At 75.6% G+C, this 26,064-nt stretch carries 28 protein-coding genes; 9 read left to right on the top strand and 19 right to left on the bottom strand.

All coding sequences use genetic code 11. The features are described from left to right. Window positions 1–44: 44 nt before the first annotated feature. The 3 genes from ABZ452_RS20200 to ABZ452_RS20190 are packed head-to-tail and all read right to left on the bottom strand — an operon-like array spanning window position 45 to window position 3,153. Window positions 45–395, bottom strand: coding sequence for a DUF3140 domain-containing protein (locus ABZ452_RS20200; protein WP_357944934.1), 351 nt, complete (start codon window positions 393–395; stop codon window positions 45–47). Further along, entirely contained in the window at window positions 395–568 is a 174-nt protein-coding gene (locus ABZ452_RS20195) for a hypothetical protein (protein WP_357944932.1), read from the bottom strand. The genes ABZ452_RS20200 and ABZ452_RS20195 overlap by 1 nt, the downstream gene beginning before the upstream one ends. Before the next feature lie 38 nt (window positions 569–606). Next, window positions 607–3,153, bottom strand: a complete 2,547-nt coding sequence (locus tag ABZ452_RS20190) for an ATP-dependent Clp protease ATP-binding subunit (protein ID WP_357944929.1) — start codon at window positions 3,151–3,153, stop codon at window positions 607–609. Window positions 3,154–3,272: 119 nt separating this feature from the next. On the opposite strand from ABZ452_RS20190, the gene ABZ452_RS20185 reads away from it, so the two are divergent. The 5 genes from ABZ452_RS20185 to ABZ452_RS20165 all read left to right on the top strand — a co-directional run bounded on the left by ABZ452_RS20185 (window position 3,273) and on the right by ABZ452_RS20165 (window position 8,336). Beyond that, a complete protein-coding gene (locus ABZ452_RS20185; RefSeq protein WP_357944925.1) occupies window positions 3,273–3,650 on the top strand; it encodes a hypothetical protein in 378 nt (125 codons plus the stop codon). A gap of 201 nt (window positions 3,651–3,851) precedes the next feature. Continuing rightward, on the top strand, window positions 3,852–4,112 hold the full coding sequence (locus tag ABZ452_RS20180) for a hypothetical protein (protein WP_030504016.1): 261 nt from the start codon (window positions 3,852–3,854) through the stop codon (window positions 4,110–4,112). A 9-nt stretch (window positions 4,113–4,121) separates the two neighbouring features. After that, window positions 4,122–5,003, top strand: coding sequence for a hypothetical protein (locus ABZ452_RS20175; RefSeq protein ID WP_357944922.1), 882 nt, complete (start codon window positions 4,122–4,124; stop codon window positions 5,001–5,003). Further along, complete coding sequence (locus ABZ452_RS20170; protein ID WP_357944919.1) at window positions 4,996–7,668, top strand: FtsK/SpoIIIE domain-containing protein; 2,673 nt, start codon at window positions 4,996–4,998, stop codon at window positions 7,666–7,668. The genes ABZ452_RS20175 and ABZ452_RS20170 overlap by 8 nt, the downstream gene beginning before the upstream one ends. Further along, a complete protein-coding gene (locus ABZ452_RS20165; RefSeq protein ID WP_357944916.1) occupies window positions 7,665–8,336 on the top strand; it encodes a hypothetical protein in 672 nt (223 codons plus the stop codon). The genes ABZ452_RS20170 and ABZ452_RS20165 overlap by 4 nt, the downstream gene beginning before the upstream one ends. Window positions 8,337–8,585: 249 nt before the next feature. On the opposite strand, the gene ABZ452_RS20160 is transcribed toward ABZ452_RS20165, so the two are convergent. Beyond that, the gene (locus ABZ452_RS20160) at window positions 8,586–9,857 is read right to left on the bottom strand and encodes a cupin domain-containing protein (RefSeq protein WP_357945363.1); all 1,272 of its coding nucleotides are present in this window, start codon (window positions 9,855–9,857) and stop codon (window positions 8,586–8,588) included. Between the two features lie 9 nt (window positions 9,858–9,866). Then, complete coding sequence (locus ABZ452_RS20155) at window positions 9,867–10,154, bottom strand: hypothetical protein (RefSeq protein WP_091266016.1); 288 nt, start codon at window positions 10,152–10,154, stop codon at window positions 9,867–9,869. A gap of 283 nt (window positions 10,155–10,437) precedes the next feature. Here ABZ452_RS20155 and ABZ452_RS20150 point away from each other — a divergent pair, with 283 nt between their 5' ends. Together ABZ452_RS20150 and ABZ452_RS20145 are read left to right on the top strand one after the other, a co-directional pair. Further along, window positions 10,438–11,181: a PIG-L deacetylase family protein gene (locus ABZ452_RS20150; RefSeq protein WP_357944913.1), complete on the top strand. Its 744-nt coding sequence runs from the start codon at window positions 10,438–10,440 to the stop codon at window positions 11,179–11,181. A gap of 9 nt (window positions 11,182–11,190) precedes the next feature. Beyond that, entirely contained in the window at window positions 11,191–12,000 is an 810-nt protein-coding gene (locus tag ABZ452_RS20145; RefSeq protein WP_357944911.1) for a DUF72 domain-containing protein, read from the top strand. On the opposite strand, the gene ABZ452_RS20140 is transcribed toward ABZ452_RS20145, so the two are convergent. The 9 genes from ABZ452_RS20140 to ABZ452_RS20100 form a co-directional block, all read right to left on the bottom strand. Further along, window positions 11,985–12,413, bottom strand: coding sequence for a DUF2267 domain-containing protein (locus tag ABZ452_RS20140; protein ID WP_357944909.1), 429 nt, complete (start codon window positions 12,411–12,413; stop codon window positions 11,985–11,987). The genes ABZ452_RS20145 and ABZ452_RS20140 overlap by 16 nt on opposite strands. A gap of 297 nt (window positions 12,414–12,710) precedes the next feature. After that, window positions 12,711–13,583, bottom strand: a complete 873-nt coding sequence (locus ABZ452_RS20135; protein WP_357944906.1) for a DUF72 domain-containing protein — start codon at window positions 13,581–13,583, stop codon at window positions 12,711–12,713. A 47-nt stretch (window positions 13,584–13,630) separates the two neighbouring features. Then, window positions 13,631–14,029 carry a TraR/DksA C4-type zinc finger protein gene (locus ABZ452_RS20130; RefSeq protein ID WP_357944903.1) on the bottom strand — a complete coding sequence of 133 codons (399 nt, stop codon included), beginning with the start codon at window positions 14,027–14,029 and terminating at the stop codon, window positions 13,631–13,633. A 245-nt stretch (window positions 14,030–14,274) separates the two neighbouring features. Continuing rightward, window positions 14,275–14,904, bottom strand: a complete 630-nt coding sequence (locus tag ABZ452_RS20125; RefSeq protein WP_357944900.1) for a uridine kinase — start codon at window positions 14,902–14,904, stop codon at window positions 14,275–14,277. A gap of 191 nt (window positions 14,905–15,095) precedes the next feature. Beyond that, window positions 15,096–15,704 carry a winged helix-turn-helix domain-containing protein gene (locus ABZ452_RS20120; RefSeq protein WP_357944897.1) on the bottom strand — a complete coding sequence of 203 codons (609 nt, stop codon included), beginning with the start codon at window positions 15,702–15,704 and terminating at the stop codon, window positions 15,096–15,098. 290 nt (window positions 15,705–15,994) lie between these two features. After that, complete coding sequence (locus ABZ452_RS20115; protein WP_357945361.1) at window positions 15,995–16,498, bottom strand: winged helix-turn-helix domain-containing protein; 504 nt, start codon at window positions 16,496–16,498, stop codon at window positions 15,995–15,997. A 141-nt stretch (window positions 16,499–16,639) separates the two neighbouring features. Next, on the bottom strand, window positions 16,640–17,131 hold the full coding sequence (locus ABZ452_RS20110; RefSeq protein ID WP_357944894.1) for a rhodanese-like domain-containing protein: 492 nt from the start codon (window positions 17,129–17,131) through the stop codon (window positions 16,640–16,642). A 50-nt stretch (window positions 17,132–17,181) separates the two neighbouring features. Then, complete coding sequence (locus tag ABZ452_RS20105; RefSeq protein WP_357944891.1) at window positions 17,182–17,634, bottom strand: cysteine dioxygenase family protein; 453 nt, start codon at window positions 17,632–17,634, stop codon at window positions 17,182–17,184. Window positions 17,635–17,748: 114 nt separating this feature from the next. Further along, complete coding sequence (locus tag ABZ452_RS20100) at window positions 17,749–18,126, bottom strand: signal peptidase I (protein WP_357944888.1); 378 nt, start codon at window positions 18,124–18,126, stop codon at window positions 17,749–17,751. A gap of 68 nt (window positions 18,127–18,194) precedes the next feature. On the opposite strand from ABZ452_RS20100, the gene ABZ452_RS20095 reads away from it, so the two are divergent. Both ABZ452_RS20095 and ABZ452_RS20090 read left to right on the top strand, forming a co-directional pair. Then, a complete protein-coding gene (locus tag ABZ452_RS20095) occupies window positions 18,195–18,587 on the top strand; it encodes an ankyrin repeat domain-containing protein (protein WP_357944886.1) in 393 nt (130 codons plus the stop codon). Window positions 18,588–18,640: 53 nt separating this feature from the next. Beyond that, the gene (locus ABZ452_RS20090) at window positions 18,641–19,588 is read left to right on the top strand and encodes a DUF3500 domain-containing protein (RefSeq protein WP_357944883.1); all 948 of its coding nucleotides are present in this window, start codon (window positions 18,641–18,643) and stop codon (window positions 19,586–19,588) included. A gap of 10 nt (window positions 19,589–19,598) precedes the next feature. On the opposite strand, the gene ABZ452_RS20085 is transcribed toward ABZ452_RS20090, so the two are convergent. The 5 genes from ABZ452_RS20085 to ABZ452_RS20065 form a co-directional block, all read right to left on the bottom strand. Further along, window positions 19,599–20,357, bottom strand: a complete 759-nt coding sequence (locus tag ABZ452_RS20085) for a class I SAM-dependent methyltransferase (protein WP_357944880.1) — start codon at window positions 20,355–20,357, stop codon at window positions 19,599–19,601. 43 nt (window positions 20,358–20,400) lie between these two features. Further along, entirely contained in the window at window positions 20,401–20,904 is a 504-nt protein-coding gene (locus ABZ452_RS20080; protein ID WP_357944878.1) for a DUF2231 domain-containing protein, read from the bottom strand. 76 nt (window positions 20,905–20,980) lie between these two features. Next, window positions 20,981–21,697 carry a GAF and ANTAR domain-containing protein gene (locus ABZ452_RS20075; protein WP_357944875.1) on the bottom strand — a complete coding sequence of 239 codons (717 nt, stop codon included), beginning with the start codon at window positions 21,695–21,697 and terminating at the stop codon, window positions 20,981–20,983. 212 nt (window positions 21,698–21,909) lie between these two features. After that, window positions 21,910–24,204, bottom strand: a complete 2,295-nt coding sequence (gene secA2 / locus ABZ452_RS20070; RefSeq protein WP_357944872.1) for an accessory Sec system translocase SecA2 — start codon at window positions 24,202–24,204, stop codon at window positions 21,910–21,912. A 109-nt stretch (window positions 24,205–24,313) separates the two neighbouring features. Beyond that, on the bottom strand, window positions 24,314–26,062 hold the full coding sequence (locus ABZ452_RS20065; RefSeq protein WP_357944869.1) for an ABC transporter ATP-binding protein: 1,749 nt from the start codon (window positions 26,060–26,062) through the stop codon (window positions 24,314–24,316). Between the last annotated feature and the right edge of the window lie 2 nt (window positions 26,063–26,064).

The following is a 26,064-nucleotide window of genomic DNA, read 5'->3' as shown; positions in this document are numbered from 1 at the left end:
GGCGGCACCCGGGACCGGTGCCCGGGTGCCGCCGCGTCGCCGCGTCAGCGTTCGATGAGGACGTCGTGGCCGAGGTCGAGCAGGGAGTGCCGCCACTGGTCGTCGGCGTTGCCCCGGCTCGGCTTCTCCGCGCTGAGCGCCCGGATCCGCTCGATGGCGTCCCGCATCACCTCGATGTCCTCCGGGGTCAGGTCCACCTTGCGCTTGGTGAGCACCTGGAGGATCCGCCGGCCCGGTTCGGGCAGGTCGAGGTCGGGGTTCGGGCCGAACGCCTCCTCCCCCGAGCCGCGGGTGAGCAGCCACTGCCGCAGCTGCTCGGAGGGGACGTTCACCTCGGCGTGGAAGTCGTCCCAGATCACCTCGACCTCCGGATCGAGTCGCGCCTCGCGTACCATCACGCCTCCTCTCCCGACGGCGACCCGGACGGCGTCGGGTCGCCCTCACCCTCTTCGGTCTGCTGCTTCAGGCCCTCCGGCGGCACCTTGACCCGGGCCGGGTTGGCGGTCGGCGGCGCCACGATGGGTTCGCTGCGTTCGGTGTCCTCCCGGGTCTCCTGGGGTTCGGTCACGTCCGCCCTCCGATCCGTCGGGTGTGGGGCGTCTTCCCTCATCGCGGATGGGACGTCGCGGCGGCCGTGTAGCCGCGGTCGCCGGCGGCCACCTCGAAGGCGAGCTGGCCGTCGCGCGCGTCGACGGTGATCTGCTGGCCGGGCGAGATCTCGTTCTCCAGCAGCATCCGGGAGAGCCGGTTGTCGACCTCGCGCTGGATGACCCGGCGCAGCGGCCGGGCGCCGAACTCGGGCTGGTAGCCGTGCTCGGCCAGCCAGTCCACGCCGGCCGTGGTGAACTCGACCCGGATGTCCTGGGCGTGCAGCCGGCGGCGGGTCTCCTCCAGCATCAGCCCGGTGATCTGGCGCAGCTGCTCGGCCTCCAGCCGCTGGAAGATGATCACCTCGTCGATCCGGTTGATGAACTCGGGCCGGAAGTTCTCCTGGAGGCGGCGCATCAGCCGCTCGCGCAGGTCGTTGGCCTCCTGCTCGCCGGGCTCGCCGGCGCCGAAGCCGACCGTGCGCTGGGTGCCGGTGATCAGCTCGGAGCCGAGGTTGCTCGTCATGATCAGTACGGTGTTCTTGAAGTTGACGGTGCGCCCCTGGCTGTCGGTGAGCCGGCCGTCGTCGAGCACCTGGAGCAGGATGTTGAACACGTCCGGGTGGGCCTTCTCGATCTCGTCGAGCAGCACCACCGCGTAGGGGCGGCGGCGCACCGCCTCGGTGAGCTGGCCGGCCTCCTCGTAGCCGACGTACCCGGGGGGCGCGCCGACCAGCCGGCTGACCGTGTGCCGCTCCTGGAACTCGCTCATGTCCACCCGGACCATCCGGTCGGCCTCGCCGAACAGCGCCTCGGCGAGCGCCCGGCCCAGCTCGGTCTTGCCGACACCGGTGGGGCCGAGGAAGAGGAAGCTGCCCATCGGCCGGTTCGGGTCGGCCAGGCCGGTACGCGAGCGGCGCACCGCCTCGGCCACCGCGCTGACCGCCTCGTCCTGGCCGATCACCTTCTCGTGCAGGTGCCCCTCCAGGCGCAGCAGCCGGTCCCGTTCCTCCTCGGTGAGCTGGTTGACCGGGATGCCGGTGGCCCGGGAGACCACCTCGGCGATCTCCTTCGGCCCGACCTCGGGCACGTGGTTGGGGCCCTCGTCGCCGCGGGCGCGGCGGACCTGGTCCTCCAGTTCGGCGATCCGGTCGCGCAGGGTGGACGCCCGTTCGTACTGTTCGTCGGAGACGGCCTGCTCCTTGTCCCGGCGTACGTCGTCGAGCTGCTGCTCCAGCTCGCGCACGTCGGCGGCCGGGGTGCGGGTGCGCAGCCGCACCCGGGCGCCGGCCTGGTCGATGAGGTCGATCGCCTTGTCCGGCAGGTAGCGGTCGGTGACGTACCGGTCGGAAAGTTCGGCGGCGGCGACCAGCGCCTCGTCGGTGAAGCGGACCTGGTGGTGGGCCTCGTACCGGTCGCGCAGCCCGCGCAGGATGGCGACGGTGTCCTCGACGCTGGGCTCGGGAACCAGCACGGGCTGGAACCGGCGGGCCAGGGCCGCGTCCTTCTCGATGCTCTTGCGGTACTCGTCCAGCGTCGTCGCGCCGATCACCCGCAGCTCGCCGCGGGCCAGGGCCGGCTTGAGCATGTTGGACGCGTCCATGCCGCCCTCGCTGCCGGCGCCGCCCGCGCCCACCAGGGTGTGGATCTCGTCCAGGAAGATGATCAGCTCCTCGCGGTGGGCGCGGATCTCGTCGATCACCTTCTTGAGCCGTTCCTCGAAGTCGCCCCGGTAGCGGGTGCCGGCCACGAGGCTGGCCAGGTCGAGCTGGATGACACGCTTGCCGATCAGCGTCTGCGGGACGTCTCCGTCGCAGATCCGCTCGGCCAGCCCCTCCACGATGGCGGTCTTGCCGACGCCGGCCTCGCCGATCAGCACGGGGTTGTTCTTGGTGCGCCGGGACAGGATCTCCACGGCCTGCTCGATCTCGTCGGCCCGGCCGATCACCGGGTCGATCTGGTCCATCCGGGCCAGGTCGGTGAGGTCCTGGCCGTACTGGTCGAGGGTGGGGGTGCCACGGTCCGGCTTCGGGCCGGTCATCGGGCCGCGCTCGGCGCTGGCCGCCTGGAGCGACTCGGGCTGGATCCGCCCGGCGGCGAGCATCCGGCCGGCCGGCGACTCCGGGTTGAGCGGCAGGGCCATGAGGATGTGCTCGGGGCCGATGTAGTTGGCGCCCATGGCCCGGGACAGCTGGTGGGCGTCGAGCAGCGCCCGCTTGGCGGCCGGGGTGAGCGACAGGTTCGGCGGGACCTCGCCCCGGGGCGCCCCGTCACCGCGCCCGCCCAGCGCGTTGACCAGCGCGTCCGGGTCGGCGCCGGCCCGGCGCACCAGGTCGCGCAGCGGCTCGCGCTGCAACGCCGCCCACAACAGGTGGTCGGTGTCCAGGTCGTTGCTGTGCTTCTGCGCCGCGCGACGCGCGGCGTCGGCCAGCATCTCCCGCGCGTCGGCGGTCATGAGCCGGGTGATGTCGACCCGGTGCGCCGGCCGGCGTCCCCCCTCGCCCCGCCCGAAGTACCGGGCCAGGAATTCGTCCCACGGGTCGTTGCCGAAGTCACCAGGTCCCATAATCTCTGTCCTCCGCAGTCGGTCGGCACGGCCGCCGGGGCGCGACATGGCGCGGCACGGTCGGCGGTGGCTACCCGGCGGTCGGCGCGACAAACGCGGGCGGGTGGCACGCTGGGGGCATGGAGACCCGGCCCCTGCTGATCGTCGACGGCGCGAACGTGGTGGGCTCGCGGCCGGACGGCTGGTGGCGGGACCGGGCCGGCGCGGCCGCCCGGCTGCGCGACGCGCTGGTGCCGGTCGCCGAGGCGGGCGTGCCGCCGGAGCTGCCACCGCCGGTGGAGGTGGTGCTGGTGGTGGAGGGCGCGGCCCGGGACGTTCCGGCGGTGCCCGGGGTCGCCGTGGTCGCCGCGCCCGGCTCCGGCGACGACACCATCGTCGCGCTGGTCGCGGCCGCCCCGGAGCGCCGCCGGGCGGTGGTCACCGCCGACCGGGAGCTGCGGGCCCGGGTGGCCGCGCTCGGGGCCGAGGTGTACGGCCCGGGCCGGGTGCCCCGCTGACCGTTTTCCGGGACGCCGGCCCGTCCCGCCCACGGGACCCGAGGGTCCGCCGGCGGGACCCGACAGCGCCGCCACACAGCGCCTTTCCGCACGTCAGAGCGACAATCGGACAGCCGGGCAGGAACGCCGCGAGGGTGGATGTTCTCCCGCCCATCGGGATGGGTTGTAATGGAGATCTCCCCCGCCCCCAGGAGGTCCCCCGTGGCGAGCGTCGCCGAGCTGAAGGCAGCCATCGATGTCGCTCTCCAACAGATAGGAGACGGGCAGACAGCGGTGCAGGCGGCCGGGGAGAAACTGGCCGAGGCGCAGCAGACCCTCGCCGGCGCGCTGGAGGGCAGCGGCCACGAGACCGTCGAGGCGGCCCAGGCCTCGCTGACCCAGGCCAGCCAGGAGCTGGAGGAGTGTCTCGCCGCCACGCTGGTGGCGGTCGAGCAGGCGCAGCTCTACGTCGCCACCCTCTGAGGACCGGCCGTGTCCATCGTCGAGGACATCGGCGCGCAGGTCCGCGCCGCCGCCGAGGAACTGCCCCTGGCCCAGCTCGCCGCCGCGCTGGAGAAGTTCGGCCAGGCCACCGAGCGGCTGCGCTGGGTACGCCAGGAGTCGGCCAACCCGATGGGGGTGCCGGAGCTCTCCGCCGCCACCGAGCACGCCGAGACCGCCGGGTACGCGCTGCGGGTCGCGCAGGAGCAGCTGTCGGCGTACCTGGCCGCGATCGGGCTGGCCGCCGACGGGGCGCCCGCGCCGAAGGCCGCGGACCGCCGGCCGCGGCACGACGCGGCCCGCGGGGAGGTCGCATCCCCCGCCCCGGACACCGCCCCGGAACCCGACGAGCAGCCGGCCGTACGGCGCTGGTGGGCGGTGCGGGTCGCGGAGCTGACCGGCGGCCGGGAGGGCGCCCCGGACGACCCGGACGAGCGGGTCGGGGACTCCCGCGAGCTGCTGCGCCGGGTGGTGACCGGCATCCGCGCCGGCGACCGGGACCGGCTGCACCGGGAGCTGCGCCGGGCGCACGCCGACGTCGGGCTGGGGCTGGCCGCGATCGCCCCGCCGATGCTGCGCGGCCTGGCCGGCGAGCTGCTCGGCCACCCGCCGCGCGCCGACGACCTGGGCCGGCTGCGCCGGGAGCTGGACGGGCGGGTCCGCGACCTGCTGCCCGGCCTGCCCCCGCCGGTGCTGGACACCCTGCTCACCCGGGTCTGCCGGATGCCCCCGCCGCGCCGCGCCGACGACCAGGAGCAGCCGCACGCCGCCGACCCGGCCGTCACCGCCGGGGTGGTCACCGGGGTGCTGCTCGACCGGCTCGGCCGCGACCTGCCCAAGGACACCGACGACCGGGAGCCGTCCCGTGGCTGACGTCCGCGCGCAACTGGTGACGCGGGTCCGGGGGCTGCTCTCCGAGGCCCTGGGCACCACCCGGAACCGGCTCGCCGACGCCGACGCCGACCTGGCCGCCGGCCGGGACCGGCTGGCCCGGGTGCGGCGGGCCGCCGCGGCCGTGCCGGAGCGGGTGGGCGCGGCGCGCGACCAGCGACTCGCCGAGATCGACGCCCGGCACGCCGCCCGGATCGCCGAGCTGGCCCGCCGGGCCGCCGCCGCGGCCGGGCGGGAGGCCCCGGGCGCGGCGTCCGCGCCGTGGGACGACTGGCAGGCCACCCCCGCCGGCCGGGCCGAGCCACCCGGCGCGGTCCGGGTCGGCACGGTACGCATCCCCGGCGCCGAGCCGGTGCCGGCGCTGGTGCCGCTTCTCGACGCCGGGCACGTGCACCTCGCCGGCAGCGACCGGGAGGGCGTCGCCGCGGTCGTGCCCGCGCTGCTGCTGCGGTCGGTGGGCCGGGCCGACCCCGGGGCGGTCCGGCTCTTCGGGTACGACCCGGAGCACCTCGGCGGCGGGCTGGCCGGGTTCGCCCCGCTCGGCACCGCCGGGCTGCTCACCTTCGTCGGCCCCGGCGGCCTCGGCCGGCTGCTCGACGACCTGGTGGAGCAGATCCGCCGGATCAACGAGACCGTGCTGGCCGGCGAGTACGCGTCGCTGCGCGAGCTGGCCGCCGCGACCGGCCGGCGCCCGGAACCGTGGCGGGTGGCGGTGCTGCTCGGCGGCGACGAGCTGTCCCGGCACGAGCGCGGCCAGCTGGACCGGGTGGTGCGTACCGGTGCGGCCTGCGGCGTGCACCTGGTGGTCCGCGGGATCGACCTGCCCGACGGGCCGACCGTCACCCGGGTGGTGGTCGACCCGGACGACGCCCGGATCGGCGGCCTGCCGGTGGCGCTCGACGCCCCGCCGCCAGCCGGGCTGGTCACCGAGACCTGCCGCGACGTGGCCTCCCGGGTCAACGCCGGGCCACCACCGGCGCCCTTCACCGACCTGCTCCCCCCGGCCGGCGAATACTGGCGGGAGGACTCGGCGCACGGGCTGACCGCGCCGATCGGCGAGGGCCCGCACGGGCGGCCCGTGCTGCTCACCCTCGGCGACTATCCGCCGCACGCCCTGATCGGCGGCCCGTCCGGCACCGGCAAGACCAACCTGATCTTCGCGTGGATCGGCGCGCTCGCCGCCCGCTACTCCCCCGCCGAGCTGGAGTTCTACCTGCTCGACTTCAAGGAGGGGGTGTCCTTCGCCCGGTTCGCCCAGGGCCGGCGGGACCCGAGCTGGCTGCCGCACATGCGGCTGGTCGGGATCAACGTCAACACCGACCGGGAGTTCGGGCTGGCGCTGCTGCGGTTCCTCGCCGAGGAACTGCGCCGCCGGGCCGACGCGGCGAAGAAGCACGAGGTCACCAAGCTGGCCGAGCTGCGCGCGGTCGACCCGACCGGGCACTGGCCGCGGATCGTGGCGGTGGTCGACGAGTTCCAGGCGCTGCTCGCCGGCCGGGACGTGGTCGCCCGGGAGGCCGCCGACCTGCTGGAGGACCTGGCCCGGCGGGGCCGGTCGCAGGGCATCCACCTGGTGCTCGCCTCGCAGGACGTGCGCGGCATCGAGGCGCTGTGGGGGCGGCCCGCCCTCGTCGCGCAGTTCACCCTGCGCATCGCCCTGCCCAAGGCGCTGCGGATCCTGGCCGAACGCAACGACGCGGCGCAGTCGCTGCCCCGGCACCACGCCGTGGTCAACGCCGAGTCCGGCCTGGCCGAGGGGAACGAGGTGGCCCGCATCCCGTCGGCCGGCGACTGGGAGACGTGGAGCCAGCTCCAGCACCGGCTGTGGCGGATGCGCCCGCAGGACGCCGCCCCGGCCCGCCTCTTCGACGGCGACGCGATCCCGCGGCTGGCCGAGGCGCCCGACTTCCGGGCGCTCACCGCCCCCGAGCAGGGGGTGCCGCGCAGCCCCGTGGCGCTGCTCGGCGAGATCATCGACGTGCAGGCCCGCTCGGCGGCGCTGCGGCTGCCCCGCGCACCCGGCCGGAACCTGGCCGTGCTCGGCACCCGGGTCGACGAGGCCTGCGCGGTGCTGGACGCCGCCGCCCGCTCCCTCGCCCGGCAGTACCGGCCCGGCACCGCCCGGTTCTCCATCGCCTGCCTCGACCCGGACGCCGACCCGGCCGCCCGCGCCCTCTACGAGGACCTGGCCGACGACGCCTCCTGGTACGACGAGGAGACGGTGCCGGAGCTGATGGCCGAGGTCGGCGACGCGCTCGGCGCCCCGGGCACCCCGCAGACCCCGCACTTCCTGCTGCTGTACGCGGTCGACGCGGCGGCCGGGCAGCTCGCCGGGAAGGCCGGCCGGCGGACCGGTCTGGAACAGCTGCGCCGGATCCTGCACGACGGGCCGGAACGGCGTACCCACGTGCTGGCCTGGTGGCGCGGCGTGGCCCGGATGCGGGTCGACCTGGGCGGGCCGGCGGCGCGCATCGACCAGATCGGCGCGTGGGTGGCGCTCGACGTGCAGGGCGCCGAGCTGGGCTCCTCGCTCTACCCGGGCACCGGCGGGCCGGACTGGTATCCCCGCCCGTGGCGGGGCCTCTACTTCGACCGGGCGGTGCACCGCACCGGACAGGTGATCATCCCTTATGGTCCGTCCCGATGAACGAACCGGTTGCCAGTGAGACGTACGCCGCCCAGGTCCGCCGGCTCGCCGAGCTGACCGCCCGGGTGGCCGCCCAGCGCGCCGAGGCGCACGGCTGGTACGCGCAGCAGGTCGCCGCTGCCGACCGCGCCGTCGCCGACGCCGCCGAGCAGGTGCGGCGGGCCGAGGCGGAGGTGGCCGAGGCGCGGCGCATGGTGGAGCGGGTGGACACCGAGGCCACCCACCTGTGGGGTCAGCTCCGGGAGCGGATCGGCGCCGGCGGCCGGCGGCTCGGTGACCCGCCCGGGCCGGCCCGCGACGCCACCGGCGACCCGGTGCCGCTGCTGCGCGGGGTACGCGAGCTGCTGGACCGCACCCGCCAGCCGGGCGAGCTGCCGGGCTCGGCCAACCCGCTGCTGGTCGGCTGCGGCGTCGGCGGGGCGCTGGTGGCGTACGCCCTGGGCGAGGGCGCGCGGGCGCTGGGCGCCGGCTCCGGCGGGGACCTGGCGGTCGGCCTGCCCGTGCTGGCCCTCGTCGTGACGCTGCTCGGGCCGCTGGTCGGGTTGGCGCCGGCCCGGCTGCTCGCCGACCGCCGTCACGCCGTGCTGACCCCCCGCCCGATCATGCTGGTCGCCGCCACCGGCCTGGCCACGACCGCCCTCCTGCTGACCCTGACCGCAACCCGCTGACCGACCCCCGCCCGACCCCCGCCCGGTCCGGCCCGCCCGCCCGGCCCGCCCGGCCCGCCCGGCCCGGCCCGGCCCGGTGATCATGAAGTTATTGCCGCGACACGCCGTCGTGGCGGGCAATAACTTCATGATCGACCGGCCAGGACGGCGGTGGGCGACACGCTCGGGCGAGGCGGCGAGGCGGCGAGGCGGCGAGGCGGCGAGGGGGCGAGGCGGCGAGGGGGCGAGGGGGCGCGGGGTGCAGGGGGGTCAGGCGGGGGTCAGGACGGCTTCCTTGAGGAGGCGGCGGGTCAGGACCAGGCGGTCGGCGTCGTCGTCCAGGCCGGGCAGGTCGCCGACCCGGGTCACCTCGCCGGCGAGCAGCGCGCGCAGGGCCGGCTCGCAGGTGCCGGGCAGGGTGATGGTGCGGTCGACGAGCCGCAGCGCCACCTTCCCGTCCCCCGTCGGGGTGAGCTGCCAGCGCAGCCCGGCCCGGGGCGCGACCCGGCTGTCCGCGTCGAGCGTGGCCAGGGCGGCGGCCTGGGCGAGGGGCCGGATGGGCGCCGGGCGGGCGGCCGGCCAGGCCCGGGCGCGCAGCCGCGCGGCCACCGCGGCCGGGTCGGCCCGCAGGAGCCAGTCGCGCAGCGCCTCGACCGTCTCGGTCAGCTCCGGCTCGATGGCGTCCGGGTCGGCCACGTCGATGCCGAACGGCAGCCCGGCGCGCAGCCGGACGTCCTCGGCGGACAGCGCCAGCAGCTCCTCGACCAGGGCGTGCCGGGTCAGCGCCCGGATGCCGACGGTCAGGTGCAGGGAGCTGGACTCCTGTGCCTGGGCGCTGTGCAGCCAGCCGCGCGGCAGGTAGAGCGCGTCGCCGGGTTCGAGCACCACGTCCAGCGCGGGCCGGCCCTCGGCGACGGCGGAAACCTCGTCGGCCCGGCCGCCCCAGGGCTGCTTCTCCAGCGGGTCGGGCAGCACCGGCGGGTGGATCCGCCAGTGCTTGCGTCCGTCCACCTGGAGCACGAAGACGTCGTGGGTGTCGTAGTGGGTGGCGAAGCCCTGGTTGCCGGCCGGGGTCAGGTAGGCGTTGACCTGCAACGGCTGGGCCAGCGCGGCGCCCAGGTCGCGGGCGAAGTCGACAAGCGCCGGCCAGGTCCGGTGCAGGCCCTGGAGGACCAGGGTGGCGCCGTCGGCGTACAGGGCGAGGATCTGCTCGTCGAGGACCTGGTCGCCGATCTCGGCGCCCGCGCCGCCGCCGCCGGTGAACCGCGCCGCCGGCACGAGCTGGCCGTCCTTGGCGACCCGCAGGAACGGGGTACGCAGGCCGCGCCGGCTGAGCAGCTCGTCGGCGTCGGCGGGGCTGAGCAGGTCGGTGAAGCCGGCCGGGTTGGGCAGCTCGGCCGCCCGGGACAGCAGCGGGCTGCGCCCCCAGTGGTCGGCGGCGAACTTGGCCGGCTCGACCGCCACGCAGCGCGCGAGGGCGTCGGCGGCGGAAGACGGAACCGCCGGGCGGCCGTGGCCGCCCGGCGGGTCGAGGTGCGTCACGGTCATCCGTCAGGCGCTGCCGTCGGCGCCGCCGTCGCGCTGACCGGGGGTCGCGCCGCCGTCGGCCGGGCCCTCGGCGCTGCCGTCCGCCCCGCCGTCATGCTGACCGGGGGTCGCGCCACCGTCGGCCGGGCCCTCCGCGCCCGCGTCGGCACCCTGGTCCCGGCCGCGCTCCGCGCCACGGTCCGCGCCGCCGTCGGCGCCGCCGTCCTGCTGGCCCGGGGTCGCGCCACCGTCGGCCGGGCCCTCGGCACCGCCGCCGCCGGTGGTCTGCATGTCGTCGTCGTTGAGTGCCATGGGTGCTCCCTCGGTGTGCCGCCCCGTCGTCGGGGTCCGTGTGCAGCGGGTGGTACCCCACGCCCGATCTTCTCTAACCACACCGTAGACGCCCGGACGCGGCCGCACGGACGGTTCGCCGCGCCCCGGCGAGGGTCACCCGATGCGGCAGGTCACGCCGTTCACAGTGCACGTCGCCGGCGACGGCGGGCGCCGCGGGGGCCGGTGTCCGCGGGTTGCCGGGCGGCGGGCGGACGCGTCCGGTGCCAGGATGGCAGAGAGGGAGCACCGGGAAGGGGTGGGCGTGGGACAGCCGGAGCCGTTGACGCCGCTGGCCGAGGACTGGCAGCGGGCACTCGCCGTGGTGGCCCACCCGGACGACCTGGAGTTCGGCGCGGCCGCCGCGGTGGCCCGCTGGACCGGGCAGGGCAAGCAGGTCGTCTACTGCCTGCTCACCAGCGGCGAGGCGGGCATCGACGGCATGCCGCCGGAGCGCAGCCGGGTGCTGCGGGAGGAGGAGCAGCGGGCCTCCGCCGCCGTGGTCGGGGTGGACACCGTGGAGTTCCTCGGCCTCCCCGACGGTCTGCTGGAGTACGGCGTGGCGCTGCGCCGCGCGATCGCCGCCGTGGTGCGCCGGCACCGCCCGGACGTCGTGCTCACGAACAACTTCCGGGAGACCTGGGACGGGGCGTACGCGCTCAACCAGGCCGACCACATCGCCTGCGGCCGGGCCACGCTGGACGCCGTCCGGGACGCCGGCAACCGCTGGATCTTTCCGGAGCAGCTCACCGACGGGGTGGGGCCGTGGTCCCGGGTCCGCGAGGTGTGGGCGGCCGGCTCCCCGCAGGCCCGGCACGGGGTGGACGTGACGGCCAGCTTCGACCGGGGGGTGGCGTCGCTGCGCGCGCACGGGGCGTACCTGAGCGGGCTCGGCGACGGCGGTTTCGACGCCGAGGAGTTCCTCGAGGGGCTGGCCCGGCCGGCCGGCACCCGGCTGGGCGTCCGGTACGGGGCCGCCTTCGAGGTGTTCCGGATCGACCTCGCCTAGGCGGCCGCGATGATCCTGGTGGGCACGTCGGGCTGGCAGTACCGGGACTGGCGGGAGCGCTTCTATCCGGCGAAGCTGCCGCAGCGGCTCTGGCTGGAGCACTTCGCCGCGCGGTTCGCCACGGTCGAGGTCAACAACGCCTTCTACCGGCTGCCCGAGCGGGACACCTTCGTGGCCTGGCGGGACCGCACGCCGGGCGACTTCTGCGTGGCGGTCAAGATGAGCCGCTACCTCACCCACATCAAGCGGCTGCGGGAGCCGGCCGAGCCGGTGGCCCGCTTCCTGGACCGGGCGACCGGGCTGGGCGACCGGCTGGGGCCGGTGCTGGTGCAGCTCCCGCCCACCATGCGGGCCGACCCGGCGGCCCTGGACGCGACGCTGCGGCTGTTTCCCGCCGAGGTGCGGGTGGCCGTGGAGCCCCGCCACCCGTCCTGGTGGACCGACGACACCCGGCGGGTCCTGGAGCGCCACCGGGCGGCGCTGGTCTGGGCGGACCGGCTGAGCCGCCCGGTCACCCCGCTGTGGCGCACCACCGACTTCGGCTACCTGCGGCTGCACGAGGGCCGGGCCCGGCCCTGGCCCCGCTACGGTCGCGCCGCGCTGGCGACCTGGGTGCGCCGGCTCGCCACCGCCTTCCCGGCCGGCGAGCCGGCGTACGTCTACTTCAACAACGACCCGGGCGGGGCGGCCATCGTCGACGCGGTGGCCTTCGCCGGGCTGGCCCGGCGGGCCGGGCTGCCGGTCACCCGGACGCCGCCGGCCCGCCCCGCCGGTGCGGCGGAGCGGGCCGGGGACGGAGCCGGTCAGGGAATCATCTGACCCAGGTCCTTCGGCATGGTGGACTTCACGTCCTCCCACTCGCCCTGCGTCACGTGCCGGCGCAGGGTGTCCAGCACCACCTGCACCACCCGCTGCGGGCCGCCCTCCACGTCGTACGGGAAGCCCTGGCGGACCTCGTAGAGGAAGTCGTCGCGGTTCAACTTGATCGGCACGTTCTCCGGCTGCCAGCCGTCGAAGTAGATGCCGCGCACCAGCACCGGCAACTGCTGGGCGAACTCGGCGCTCTCCTGCACCGGCATCCGGTCCCGCAACAGGTGCAGCACCGTACGCAACGCCGCGTAGGACTGGTTGCGCTGCGCCTTCGGCCAGCCGTACGCCGACTCGATCTCCTTGAGGATCACGTTCGTCTTGTCCAGCGAGGACTCGAACGCGGAAATCAGCTGCTCAGCCATCTGCCCACCCCCGTGCTTCGCTTTCCCAACGTCGGTCGTCGGTGCGTCGCGGCGGCCCGCTGGGCCCCCGCCAGAGCCGGGTCGGGCTGAACCGCCCGGGCCGCCCGCCCCGCCGGGGCGCGTCGGGATTCCCGACCACGTGCAGCACCCCGCCACGGCGTCGATCCGCTACGACCCGCACCGTCATGACCCCACCTCCTCCTCGGCCGCGCGGTCGCGCCGGTCGACGGACCGCGCACACCGTCCATGCTGCTGGGGCATCGGGTGAGGCGGCCTCACCCGGGCCGGGTGAACTGCTCAGTCGGCGTCGAGCAGACCCGCCAGGGTGGTGGCGTTGCGCTGGGCGTAGTCGCGGTAGCAGTTGTTCATGAGCACGTGGGTGCGCTCGGCGTCGCCGGCCAGCTCGCGCAGTTTCGGCGCCCAGTCGCGCAGCTCCCGCGTGGAGTAGTCGTAGCCGAACTTCTCGTGGATGTCCTTGCTGGTCCACTTGTCGCTGTGCCCGTGGAAGCGCACCACCGCGAGGTCCGCGGTGGCGGCCAGCACCGGGGGTACGGACGACCTGTGTCCCTGCGGCATGTCCACGCAGACCAACGGCAACTCGTGTTCCCGGAGGAAGCCCAGCGTCTCGTCGGCGTTGTCGCCGTCGAACCAGGAGGCGTGCCGGAACTCGAAGACCGGGCGCAGCGGCGCGCAACGCCGGGCCACCTCGAGCAGGTACTGCTTGTTGTCCCGCCGGATGGTGAACCAGGGCGGGAACTGGAACAGGATCGCGCCCAGCTTGCCGGCCTCGACCAGCGGGTCCAGGGCGGACAGGAACCGGGTCCACACCTCCTCGTACGCCTGCGGCGGCAGGTCGTCCGGGTAGAGGTTCTTCTTCTCCGTCTCCGGGCGCAGGTCCTTGTAGAGCGCGGAGACCCGGGTCGGGTGCCCGGTGAGCAGGCTGAACGCCTTGATGTTGAAGGTGAAGCCGGGCGGGGTGCGGTCCACCCACAGCTGCGCGGTCCGTTCGGCCGGCGGCGAGTAGTAGGTGGCGTCGACCTCGACCAGCGGGAACTGCCGGGCGTAATAGGACAGCCGTTTCTCCGGGGTGTCGGCGCTCGCCGGGTACCAGCCGGAGTCGAGCAGGGTCCGGTCGGTCCAGGAGGCGGTGCCCACCTTGATGTCACCCATCTGGCGAGTCCACCGCTACTTGGACCGACCGGCAACCCGGGCGACGCTCAGGCCGCCCGCCGCTCCCGGGTCTGCTTGCAGGACACGCAGGAGGTGGCGGACGGGAAGATCTCCAGGCGCTCCACCGGGATCGGCGCGGAGCAGCCCTCGCAGAAGCCGTAGGTGCCCTCGTCGAGGCGGGTGAGGGCGTGCTCGAACTGGGCGCGCCGGTCGAGGATGGTGCGCAGCAGGGACTGCGCGGTGTCCCGCTCGGCGGTCTTGGTGCCGCTGTCGGCCTGGTCGTCGCCGGCGGTGTCGCCGACCTCGACCAGCCGGAGGACCTGGCTCTGCAGCACGGCCTGGTCGTACTCCGCGGTCAGCTCGTCGTACCGCGACGTGAGGGACTGCCGGATCTGGTCGACCTCCGCCTGGGAGCGGCCCGTGGCTGTCGTGTCGTGGACGAGCATCGCTGCCTGCCTTTCCTGGGGCCTCATAACATTCCGGGGCGCGAGCGCCCCGGAACGTGGTCCGATGGATGCATGGGCGAGATCACCCCTGCCCTGTGAGCCGGGCGATTACCCACCCGGTCCGCGGATCAAACCGGGGATTTCCGCGTTCTTCGTCGCCGTTCGTGCCCGGCTGCGCCGCCCGGACCGTCCCCGTCCCGGCCGCCCCGGACGCGGTCGTCCGGATGCGGGCGGGCCGGTGCGGGTCAGCCGGCCTCGACGAGGGCGGGGTGGCGCGGGTCGTCGGCGCGGACCACCACGTCGGCGAAGGAGGCCGGGTCGACCTCGTCGGCGTACCGGGCGAAGGCCGGCAGGGTCCAGCGCAGCTCGGGGTCGGTCCGCCGCTCCAGCGCCGCCGGGGAGAGCACCAGGTGGACGGCGACGTCGAACGGCAGGCCGCCGCCGAGCAGCAGTGCGCCGCTGACCAGGACCACCCCGCCGGGAGGCAGTTCGAGGTACGCGGCGCGGCTGGCCCGGTCGGCGGTCGCGTCCCAGAGCGACGGGAGCAGCCGGCCGGTCCCGTCCGGGCCGGCGGGGTCGAGCACCTCCCGGCGCAGGCCGGCCTCGTCGACCCAGCCCTCGTAGTACGCGTCCGGGTTGGTCCGGCCGTGCTCCAGGCGGATCGAGGCGGGCCGGAGGAAGTCGGCGGACCGGACGTGCAGCACCGGGCGGCCGGCGGCGCGCAGCGGGTCGACCAGGGCGGCGGCGAGGGCGTCCGGCTCGGCTGCCGGCGGCCCGTCGACGGCCACCCGCAGCCGGCCGGGCACGGCGGCGCCGGCGAGCCGGTCGGCCAGTTCGGCGACGAGCAGCTCGGGCGTGATGGGGCGGACGCGCATCCGACCATCCTGCCCGGCGGGACGGGTCACGATGCGATCGGCCGGGCGGGGCTCCGTCCCTCGGCGCGGGTCGCGGTGCGATCGGCCGGGCGTCGGGGCTCCGTCCCTCGGCGCGGGTCGCGGTGATCGGCCGGGCGGTCGGGGCTCCGTCCGGAGGGCGATCGGCACGTGGCGGCCGGGCCCGGGCGGGGTCAGCCGGTGCGGTCGATGGTGACCCGGGCGTCGTCGGCGAGCCGGTAGCCGACGCCGTAGACGGTGGTGACCAGCGGGACGTCCACCCCGACCTTGCCGCGCAGGCGGCGCACGTGCACGTCGACGGTGCGGACGCCGGCGTGCTCGTAGCCCCAGACGGCGTTGAGAAGTTGCAGGCGGGTGAACACCCGGCGGGGGTGGGCGACGAGGTGCAGCAGCAGGTCGAACTCCAGCCGGGTCAGCGGCAGCGGCTCGCCGTCGCGGAGCACGGACCGGGACGCGGCCAGGATGTGCAGGGTCGGGATGGTCGGCGCGAGCGGGCGCCCCGGGGACCGGCCGGCCGGCACCGGGTCGGGGCGGCGCTCCGCCGGGGCGGCGCCGGTGCTGATCACGGCGTCGCCGCGTTCGAGCAGCTCACGGGCTGCGTCGAGCAGCCGGCGGGCGGCCGGGGTGAGCGACTCCTCGCAGGCCAGCGGGATGTTCAACGTGACCGTGAGCACGGGCGCCGAGGTGTTGGCGGGGCGGCGCTGGCCGCCGGGGGGACGACCCGGAACCGCGGGTTGGGACGTATGCCATCCGGCGCGCGACGAGGCGGGGCTGACCGACATGGTCCTCCTTGGCTGGTCCGGGTATCTCCCCACGGCCCGGGACGCCGCTTCATCGATGCTTCCCGGCGCCTGTGCGAGGGTCAAGGGGCGGCTGCGTTGCATGAATGTGACAATTGACGAACACATCGGAGCCGCATGCTCGCTCTGCGTACGAGCCCGTTGATTACAGCAGAGCGACGAGTTGACCCGGTACGGGGGGTCCCCGCCCGGTTCACAATGGGCGGTGCACCCGCGAACGTGAACGCGGCGTACCCGTGAACCGGGTACGCCGCGCACCGGCCGGCGGCGCCTCAGCGCTCCCGGTCCACCACGATCCGGGCCTCGTCGGCCAGCCGGTAGCCGATGCCGTACACGGTGGTCACCAGGGGCGTGTCGACGCCGAGCTTGGCCCGCAGCCGGCGCACGTGGACGTCGACGGTGCGGGCCACCGCGTGCTCGTAGCCCCAGACGTTGGCGAGAAGTTGCCGCCGGGTGAACACCCGCCGGGGATGTTCGGCGAGGAAGAGCAGCAGGTCGTACTCGATCCGGGTGAGGGTCACCTCGGCGCCGTCGTGGCGGACCCGGCGGGTGCCGGTCAGGACGCGGACCGTGCCGGGTTCCTCGGCCCCGGCGGGCGGCGCGGGCGGCTCCGGCGGCGCGCCGGCGCGGCGCAGGTCGAGCACGGCGCGGGCGGCCTGGTGCTCATCGGGCCGGAGCAGGCCCTCGCCGGAGGCCGCGAGCTCGTCCAGCAGGTCCACCAGCCGCGCCAGGCCGGGCGTCAGCGCACCGGCGCCCAGGTCGAGGGTGATGGTCAGGGTCGGGGCGGTACGCGGCCGGTGCGGCGCGGCGCGGTCGGGGCGGCCCGGTCGGGCCGGACGGGAGGAGATGGCGACAACGGACATGGGAGCCTCCTGTGCGGGCGGTCGCCCCGCCCCACCGGGGGTGCGGCGGGGCGGTCAGCGGGGCGCCCGGCCGGCGGTCACCGGGGGCGCGGCGGGCGAGGGTCGGGGCAGCGGGGTGGGGCCGAGGGTGGGCAGGCCGGCGATGCGCCAGGCGGCGAAGCCGCCCGCCACGTCGGTGGCCCGGTGCAGGCCGAGGTCCTGGAGGGCCGCGGCGGCCAGCGAGGAGGTGTAGCCCTCCTGGCAGAGGACGATCACCGGCACGTCGTAGTCGACGGCCTGCGGCAGCCGGGCCGCGCAGCGCGGGTCGAAGCGCCACTCCAGGACGTTGCGCTCGACGGCGAGGGCGCCCGGCACGGTGCCGTGCGCGGCGCGCTGGCCGGCGGGCCGGATGTCCACGAGCAGGGCCCCGCCCCGGACCGCCAGGTGGGCCTGCTCGGGGTCGAGCCGGCGCAGCCGGGCGCGGGCGGCGGCGAGCATCTCGTCGATGCTCCGGGAGCCGGGCGGTGGGACCGGACAGCTCTCGGTGCGGGTGGGGGTCTGCGCCATCGTGGCGTCCTTTCCAGCGGTGACGGTCGGGGGTCGGAGTGCGGGCCGGCTCACCAGGCGACCCCGGCCTCGGCCACCTCGGCGACCAGGAGCCGCCCGGTGTCGAGGCGGTAGCGGGTCATCCGGCGCAGCGCGGGCCGGTAGACGTGCACGCTGACCGCCGGCTGGTCGCTGCGGTTGCCGACGACGTGGACGTGCCGGGGGCCGAAACGGCGGCCGGAGCCGGCGGCGAGCTGGTGCGGGCGCAACCGGCCGCCGACGACGGTCTCCTCGGTGAGGGTGCCGGCGACGACCAGGAAGGCGCCCGAGGAGCCACCGTGGTCGTGCAGGTCGGTGCCCTGCCCGGGCAGCCAGCTCAGCGCCCACACCTCGTGCTCGGCGTCGCCGGCGAGCCGCGCGTACCACCGCTCGGCGCGGTCGAAGCACAGCGGCACGGGCCAGCCGGTCGGGTCGGCCCAGCGGGCGGCGACGGCGAGCAGGTCGGACGGGGCGGCGCTGGTCATCGGCGGGGCGTCCTCACGTGCGGTGGCGGCGTGCTCCTCAGCATAGTCTTTAAACCCTATGGGTTTAGTAGGTAATACCGCATGCTGGGACGCCGCGAACCGCGTGGCGGCAGGTCAGCGGAGGACGGGCGGGTCCACCCGGTAGCCGGGGACCGACGGCCAGCGCACGGTGAGCACCACCGACTCCCGCTCGGCGTACCAGGAGTGGTCCACGCCCCGGCCCCAGACCACGTAGTCGCCGGGCTCGCGCAGCACCACGGTCCGATCCGCCAGCTCGATCCGGAAGGCACCGCTGATCAGCACCAGCAGGGCGGTACGCCGCTCGCCGGTGGCCCACCGCGAGCGGGTCTCCCCCGCCGGATGCACGCCCCACTTCACCTCGACCTCGGTGCTGTGCCGGACGTCGCCGGGCGGCTTGAAGTGCCCCAGCAGCCAGCCCGCGTCGGTCGCCCCGTCCACCGCCGCGTTGCCGACGTACACCCGATCGTCCATCCGCGCCTCCCGTGCCGGCTCGGCAAGCTACCAGGCGGGGCCGGCGAGGCGCCCACTAACCTGGACGGATGCCCGACGAACTCGACGCCGAGACGCTCGCCTTCGCCCACCGGATGTTCGACCTGGCCCGCGCCGGGACGACCGACGAGCTGGCGGCGAACGTGGACGCGGGGCTGCCGGTCAACCTGACCAACGCCAAGGGCGACACGCTGCTCATCCTGGCCGCGTACCACGCCCACCCGGAGACCGTGGGCGCGCTGCTCTCGCGCGGCGCCGACCCGGCCCGGACGAACGACCGGGGGCAGACCGCGCTCGCCGCGGCGGTGTTCCGCAGGAACGCCGAGGCGGTCCGGGCGCTGCTCGACGCCGGCGCCGACCCCGAGCACGGCGATCCGTCGGCGGTCGAGACCGCCCGCTTCTTCGATCTTCCCGAGATGCTCGCCCTCCTCGGCCGGAGCTGACCGGCCCGGGCGGGCTGCCGGCGCGCCCGGCGGCGGGGCGGTATACAGGTGCGGTGGAGGATCCCGTACCCGAGCAGATGCGCGCGGCGGCCGGCGCGCTGCTGGCGGCGCTCGACGAGCCGGCCGCGCAGCGGGCCCGGCACGACTTCGACGACGAGCCGGCGCGCCGGTGGCTGGAGTACCGGCCCCGGCCCCGCCCCGGCGTCAGCCTCGCCGACCTGAGCGGCGCCGCCCGCAAGGCCGCCCACCGGCTGCTCGCCACCGCGCTCAGCCCGGCCGCCTACGCCCAGGCCATGGCCGTGGTGGCGCTGGAGGAGGTCCTCGATCGGGCGGAGGGCTGGCAGCGCGGCCGGCACAGCGGCGACTACTGGGTGGCGGTCTTCGGTGACCCGGTGCGCGACGACCGGTGGGCGTGGCGGTTCGAGGGGCACCACCTGTCGGTCAGCATGACCGTGGTCGACGACCAGGTCTCCCCCGCCCCGATCTTCCTCGGCGCCAACCCGGCCACCGTCCGGCACGCCGGCCGGCCGGTCTCCCGGCCGCTCGGGCCGGAGGAGGACCTGGCCCGGGAGCTGCTCGACGCGTTCGGGACGGCCGGTCGGGCCGCCGCGATCGTCACCGACGAGGCGCCGGCCGACATCATCAGCGCCACCCGGGCCACGGCGCCGGGGCGGCTCGAGCCGCTCGGCGTGCCCCGCGGCCGGCTCGCCCCGTCCGGCCGGGCGCTGCTCGACCGGCTCGTCGCCCTCTACCTGGATCGGCTCCCGCCCGAGCTGGCGACCCGGGAGGCGCGCCGGCTCACCGGCGGCGAGCTGCACTTCGCCTGGGCCGGCCCGGTCGGACCGGGTCAGCGGCACTACTACCGGATCCAAGGCGACGACCTGCTGATCGAGTACGACAACACCACCGAGGACGGCAACCACGCGCACACCGTGCTGCGCCGCCCGGCCAGCGACTTCGGCGCCGACGTGCTGGCCGCCCACCACGCCTCCGCGCACTGACGGGGACGGGTCACCGGCAGCGGGCCTCGATGAGGAAGCGCCGGGCGTGCGCCACGAACGGACCCTCGGCGCGGATGCGCTCGTCCAGGCGGCGCAGCTCGGCGCGGTAACGGTCCACGGTGAAGCCGGGCACCGTCCAGACCACCTTGCGCAGGAACCACACCACCGCGCCGATGTCGTGGAAGACGGTCCGCAACGTGGCCGTGCGCAGGTCCACCACGGTCAGTCCGGCGGCCTCGGCCGCGGCGACCGCCTGCTCGGGGTGGCGGTGCTCCGGCGGCGGCAGCGGCCCGAGGATCGCCTCGCTCAGCTCGCGGACCGTGCCGGCGCCGATCTGCTGGGACAGGTAGCTGCCGCCGGGGCGTAGCACCCGGGCGACCTCGTCCCACCAGGTGTCCACCGGGTGGCGGCTGACCACGAGGTCGAACGCGGCGTCGCGGAACGGCAGCGGCGGCCGGGCGGCCACCTGCACCACGGCGCCCCCGACCCGGCGCAGGGTGCGCCGGGCGACCGGCACGTTCGGCGGCCACGCCTCGGTGGCGACCAGCAGCGGCGGCGGGACCGGGACCTCGGCCAGCACCTCTCCCCCGCCGGTGTCGATGTCCAGTGCGGCACGCGCGGTGGCCATCCGGGCGCCGACCAGGCGGGCGTACCCCCAGGGCGGGCGTTCCTCGGTGGCCCGCCCGGCGAGCCAGGCGAAGTCCCACCCCTCGACCGGCGCCGCCGCGCCCTCGGCGATCAGCTCGTCGGCGTACCGTTCGGTGTCCATCCGGCGAGCCTGGCGGCCGGGGGCGGCCGGCGGCAAGGCGTTTTCAGGCCTTCGGACGGATGATCTCCACGGTGGCGCCGGGGATGTCCCGTAGCGCCTCGAAGCCGGTCGGCTCCGCGGCCCGGCCGCGGTCGAACTGGCGCATCAGCCGGGCGCCCAGCCGCACCCCCACCGAGCCCACGGCCAGTGCGAGCAGCTCGGTGGCCACCTCGACGCCGTTCGCGCCGCGCTGCGGCGCCTGGGCCCGGATCAGGCAGGTGAGCAGGAACAGTGCCGCCATCGCGGCGTTGACCAGGTTGAACGTGATCGCGGTCCGCCGGGTCCGGTCGGCTCGCACGTCCCAGAGGTCGACCATCCCGGCGACCGTCGTGAGCGCGGCGGCGACCAGGGCGGCGACCGCCGTCCAGTAGCCCACCTCGCCGAGGAAGGCCGGGCCGCCGGCGACGTCGGCGAGGTCGAAGACCGCGGCGCTGACGAAGAGCCCGAACGGGAACGTCACCAGCATCGGTTGGATCGGGTGCCCCTGCACCCGCAGCCGGCTCTCCATCGGTTCCTCCCCAGGTCGGTGCAGCTCACCAGTCCAGGGTGCTACCCGAGGCCCACCGGGGCGAAACGAATGTCGCTCAGTTGTCCCGGGGCCGGGAGACGGTGAGCAGGAGCCGCTCGGCCACCTCGCGCAGCGGTATGTCCAACGAGGAAGCGGCGCTGCGGAGCACGTCGAGGGCCTCCGGGGCGGGGCAGCCGCGCTGCGTCATGATGACGCCGACGGCCTGCCCGACGACCCCGTCGGCCAGCGCCGCGGTGTCGAGCTGGCCGGCGAGTGCGGCCTGCCGCTCCCGGTCCCGGGTGGCGGCCAGCAGCAGCCCGGCGTGCTCGGCGAGGAGCATGGCGGTGAGCTGGTGCCGCGGGGTGAGCGCACCGGCCGACTCGGCGTAGAGGTTGATCGCGCCGATCACCTGCTCGTCCACGTCCACCGGCGCGGCGATGACCCCGTGCACGCCCAGCCCGCGGGCCCGCTGCGCCCAGGCCGGCCAGCGCGCCTCCCCGGCCAGGTCGCCAGCGGTGATCATCTCGCGCCGCCGGATGGCGGTCAGGGCCGGCGTGTCCGGGCCGTGCCGCAGGTCGTCCAGCTCGGCCCGCTCCGGGTCGGAGGCGGCCACTCCGGCGGGCTCACCGGCGCGCAGCGCGGTGAAGCCGCAGCAGTCCACCCCGGGTACGGCGTCCCGGGCGATCCGGACCAGCCGGTCCAGCGCCTCGTCGAAGTCGGTGACCGAGATCAGGCCGGCGGTCAGCTCCCGCAGCAGCGCGGCGGCCTCCAGCACTCCGAGGGTGTCGGTCATGGGGTCCCGCGTGTCGAGGTTCACCGGGCCACGGCCTCCGTCACCTCCGCGTCCGTCCACGCGGTGTACCCGTCCGGCGCCGTTGCCTGTCCCATGATCGCTCTCTCCCTGACTCGAAGCCCCGGCCTACTACCCTCCCAAACCGGGATCGAAACCGCGCAAAGGGGTCCCTTCCGGCGCGGTACGCGCCCGGAGGGACCCCTTGCGGACGATCAGCGGGAGCCGGAGATGAGCCGCCGCCCCACCGAGGCGATCAGCCGGTCCAGCTCCGAGCCGAACGGGTTGTCGTGCACCAGGTACGTCCAGGTGGCGGTCGGCCGCACCAGCTTGGCGGCGTCCGGCTCCCAGCCGTCGGAGAACTCCGTCTCCTCGAAGGTGGCGATGGTCCGCGTCTCGATCTCGGGGATCAGCGCGTTGAACGCCGGCACGGCGCTGCGGTGGAACTCGTCCAGCGGGTCGAGCCGGCCGAGCGCCCGCAGGTGCACGCCCTCGCGGACCTCGGAGAGCTCGGCCAGGTGCTCGGCCCAGAGCCGGTCCAGGTGGTAGAGGGCGATCTTGCGGGCCACCTCGGCGAGCAGGTCCTCGTCCATCTCGCCGGCCTTCTCCGGCACCCGCTCCAGCAGCATGAGCGCCGCGATGTCGCTGGTCAGCAGCCGCTCCCGGCGCTCGGCCAGCGCCTTGCGCTGCTGCTCGATCACCTGGCTGTACCGCCAGGTGTTGCGGTGGATCTCGTGGTTGACGCCCTCGGCGACCCGCTGGGCGTGCTCCACGGCGTAGTCGACCTGCGGGTCGGTGACCAGGCCGTCGGCGTTCATCCGGGGCGACGCCGGGACGGTGTCGCCGGCGTGCCGCACGACCAGGTCGTCCTCCAGGCTGACGAAGAAGACCGAACCACCCGGGTCGCCCTGGCGGCCGGCCCGGCCACGCAGCTGGTCGTCGACGCGGCGGCTGTCGTGCCGGCCACTGCCGATCACGTAGAGGCCGCCCAGCTCGGCGACCCGCTCCTGGTCGGCCTGGTCGCTGCCGCCCAGCCGGATGTCCACGCCCCGGCCGGCCATCTGCGTGGAGACGGTCACCGCGCCGTACGCGCCGGCCTCGGCGATGATCCCCGCCTCCTCGTCGTCGTTCTTGGCGTTGAGGACCACGCAGGAGACCCCGGCGGCGTGCAGGCCGGCGGCGAGCCCCTCGGACTCCTTCACGTCGAGGGTGCCGACCAGCACCGGACGGCCGGCCTCGTGGCAGCGCCGGATCTCGTCGATCAGCGCCTCCTCCTTCTCGGCCCGGGTGGCGTAGATCCGGTCCGTCTCGTCCTCCCGGACGCACGGGGTGTTCGGCGGGATCACCGCCACCTCGAGGCCGAAGAACTCGCGGAGCTGGTCGCCGACGAGGACCGCGGTCGCGGTCATCCCGCAGACCGTCGGGTAGAGCGCGATGTAGGCCTGCACGGTGATCGTGCCGAGCACCTCGCCCTCGGCCGTGGCGTCCAGGCCCTCCTTGGCCTCGACCGCCGCCTGGAGCCCGTCCGGCCAGCGGCGGCGCTGGGCCACCCGGCCGCGCATCTCGTCGATCAGCTCGACCGACTTGTCGCGGACGATGTAGTCCACGTCGCGGTGCAGCAGGGCGTGCGCGTGCAGCGCCACGTTGACCGCGGAGAGCTGCCCGACGTGCTCCTCGTCGTAGAGGTCGATGCCGCCCAGCTTGGCCTCGACCGTGGCCAGGCCGACCGAGGTGAAGGCGACGCTGCGGCCGTCATCGGCGATCGTGTAGTGCCGGTCCTTGCGCAGGCCGCGCACCAGTGCGGCGGCGGCGTGCACCGGGTCCTGCTCGCCGGGGACCGCGCCGGCGAGGACCATCGGCACCCGGGCCTCGTCGATGAGGATGGAGTCGGCCTCGTCGACGATCGCGGTCTTCAGGGCCGGCTGGACCCGCTCGGACAGGTCGGTGACGAGCTGGTCGCGGAGGAAGTCGAAGCCGGCCTCGCTGACCGCGATGTAGGTGACATCGCAGGCGTAGGCGGCGCGCCGCTCCTCGGGGGTGGACGCCTCGTTGACCCAGCCGACGGTGAGCCCGAGCAGGGCGTAGACCGGGCCCATCCACTCGGCGTCGCGGCGGGCCAGGTAGTCGTTGACGGTGAGCACGTGCACCGGGCCGTTGCCCATCCGGACGTGCCCGTAGGCCGCGATGGCCGCGGTCAGCGTCTTGCCCTCACCGGTGGCCATCTCGGCGACCTTGCCGGAGAGCAGCGCCATGGCGCCGAGCAGCTGGACGTCGTACGGCCGCTGGTCGAGGCCCCGGCGGGCCGCCTCGCGGCCGACCGCGCAGAGCTCCTCGTAGCCGGTGGCCTGCCCGGCCGCCTCGGTCAGCTCCGCGTCGGAGAGCTTCTCCAGCTCCGCCTCGCGGGCCTCGATCGCCGGCAGCAGCTTCTCCAGCGGGGCCAGGTCGACGGTCGTTCCCGGGCGCTGGAGGAACCGCCGGAACCTGGTCTTCAGACGTTGCGACACACCCATGAGCGGCAACGGTACGCGAACGGGAGCCGATTGTGACACCCGTGCGGGGCGGTCGCCGGGCCGTGTCCGAGTTTGGGACTGTTTCCCCAGGTCAGGGCATTTTCCGCGCTCAGCCGACGAGGAGCTGGTGGGTGGCCAGCTCGCGGTAGAGCGGGCTGGTCGAGGTCAGCTCGTCGTGGGTGCCGACGGCGACCACCCGGCCGGCGTCCAGCACCACGATCTGGTCGGCGTCCACCACGGTGGAGAGGCGGTGCGCCACGATCAGCAGGGTGCGGCGCACGGCGACGGCGTCGATGGCCCGGCGCAGCGCGGCCTCGTTGCGGGCGTCGAGGTTGCTGGTCGGCTCGTCGAGCAGCAGCACCGGCGGCCCGGCCAGCAGCGCCCGGGCGATCGCCAGCCGCTGCCGCTCCCCGCCGGAGAGCAGCACGCCGCCCTCGCCGACCTGCACGTCCAGCCCGGCGGCGGTCCGCTCGGCCAGGTGCCCGAGGTTGACCTCGTCGAGCACGGCGCGCAGCCGGTCGTCGGTGGCGTCCGGCGCGGTGATCAGCAGGTTGTCCCGGAGCGTGCCGGCGAGCACCGGGGCCTCCTGCTCCACGTAGCCCAGCCGGGCTCGCAGCGCGTCCCGCGGGAGGTCGCGCACGTCCACCCCGTCCAGCCGCAGCGCGCCGCCGGTCACCTCGTAGAAGCGCTCGACCAGGGCGAGCAGCGTGGACTTGCCGGCGCCCGACGGGCCGACCAGGGCGGTGCGGGTCCCGGCGGACACGGTGAAGCTCACCTCGTGCAGCACCGGCGGGCCGCCCGGGTAGCCGAAGTCGACCCGGTCGAACTCCAGCGCGGCCGGCCCGGACGCGACGGGCCGGGCGGTGACCGGCGCCGGCCGCTCGTCGGCGCCCTCCCCCGGCACGGCGAGGATCTCCTCGATCCGGGCCAGCGCGCCGAGCCCGGTCTGCAACTGGGTGTACGCGTGCACCGCCTGCCCCAACGGCAGCACCAGGAAGAACAGGAACATCACGAAGGCCACCAGGTCGCCCACGCCGATCGCGCCGGACGCCACCCGGGCCCCGCCCACGGCCAGCACCAGCAGGAAGGCGCCCTGGACGGTGACCGTGCTGGCCGGGCCCACCACCGCCTGGGCCCGGGCCACCCGCAGCCCGGCCGCGTACGCCTCGGTCGCGCTCGACACCACCGTCGCCGTCTCCCGCCCCTCGGCGCGGCTGGCCCGGATGGTCCGGGCCGCGGAGATGGCCCGCTCGACGGCGGAGGTCATCTCGCCGACCCGTTCCTGGGCCTGCCGGGCCAGCCCGCGCACCCGCCGGGCGACCGTGAGGGCGAAGCCGACGCCGACCGCGACGGCGGCCAGGGTCACCCCGAACAGCAGCGGGTCCAGCAGCAGCATGGCGGTGCCGGCACCGAGCACCATGACCGCGCCGGTCACGGTCTCGAAGAGGCCGGAGGTGACCACCGCCCGCAGCAGCGTGGTGTCCGCGCCGACCCGGGAGAGCAGGTCGCCGGTGCGGCGCCGGTCGTACTCGGCGATCGGCAGCCGCAGCACGTGCCCGGCGAGCCGCCGCCGGGTGCCCAGCACGAGCCCCTCGGCCGTGCGCTGGAGCAGGAAGTCGCGGAGCCCGCCGAGCAGCGCGCCGACCACCACGAGGGCCACCAGGACGGCGACCAGCCCGGTGGCCGGGCGGCCGGCGGTGATCCGGTCGAGCACACCCCGGGTGAGCAGGGGCTGGGCCAGCGCCGCCCCCGCGCCGGTGAACGACAGCGCGCCCACCGCGACGAGAGTGCCGCGGTGGGCGCGCAGGTACGGCAGCAGGGCGGCGAGCCCCGGCGGGCGGGCGGCGTCGGTGGTCATGG

The sequence above is a fragment of the Micromonospora sp. NPDC005707 genome (genome assembly GCF_040631005.1).
Lineage (GTDB): Bacteria > Actinomycetota > Actinomycetes > Mycobacteriales > Micromonosporaceae > Micromonospora.
Note: the sequence above shows the minus strand (reverse complement) of the source record. Positions and strands in the feature narration are given on the sequence as shown.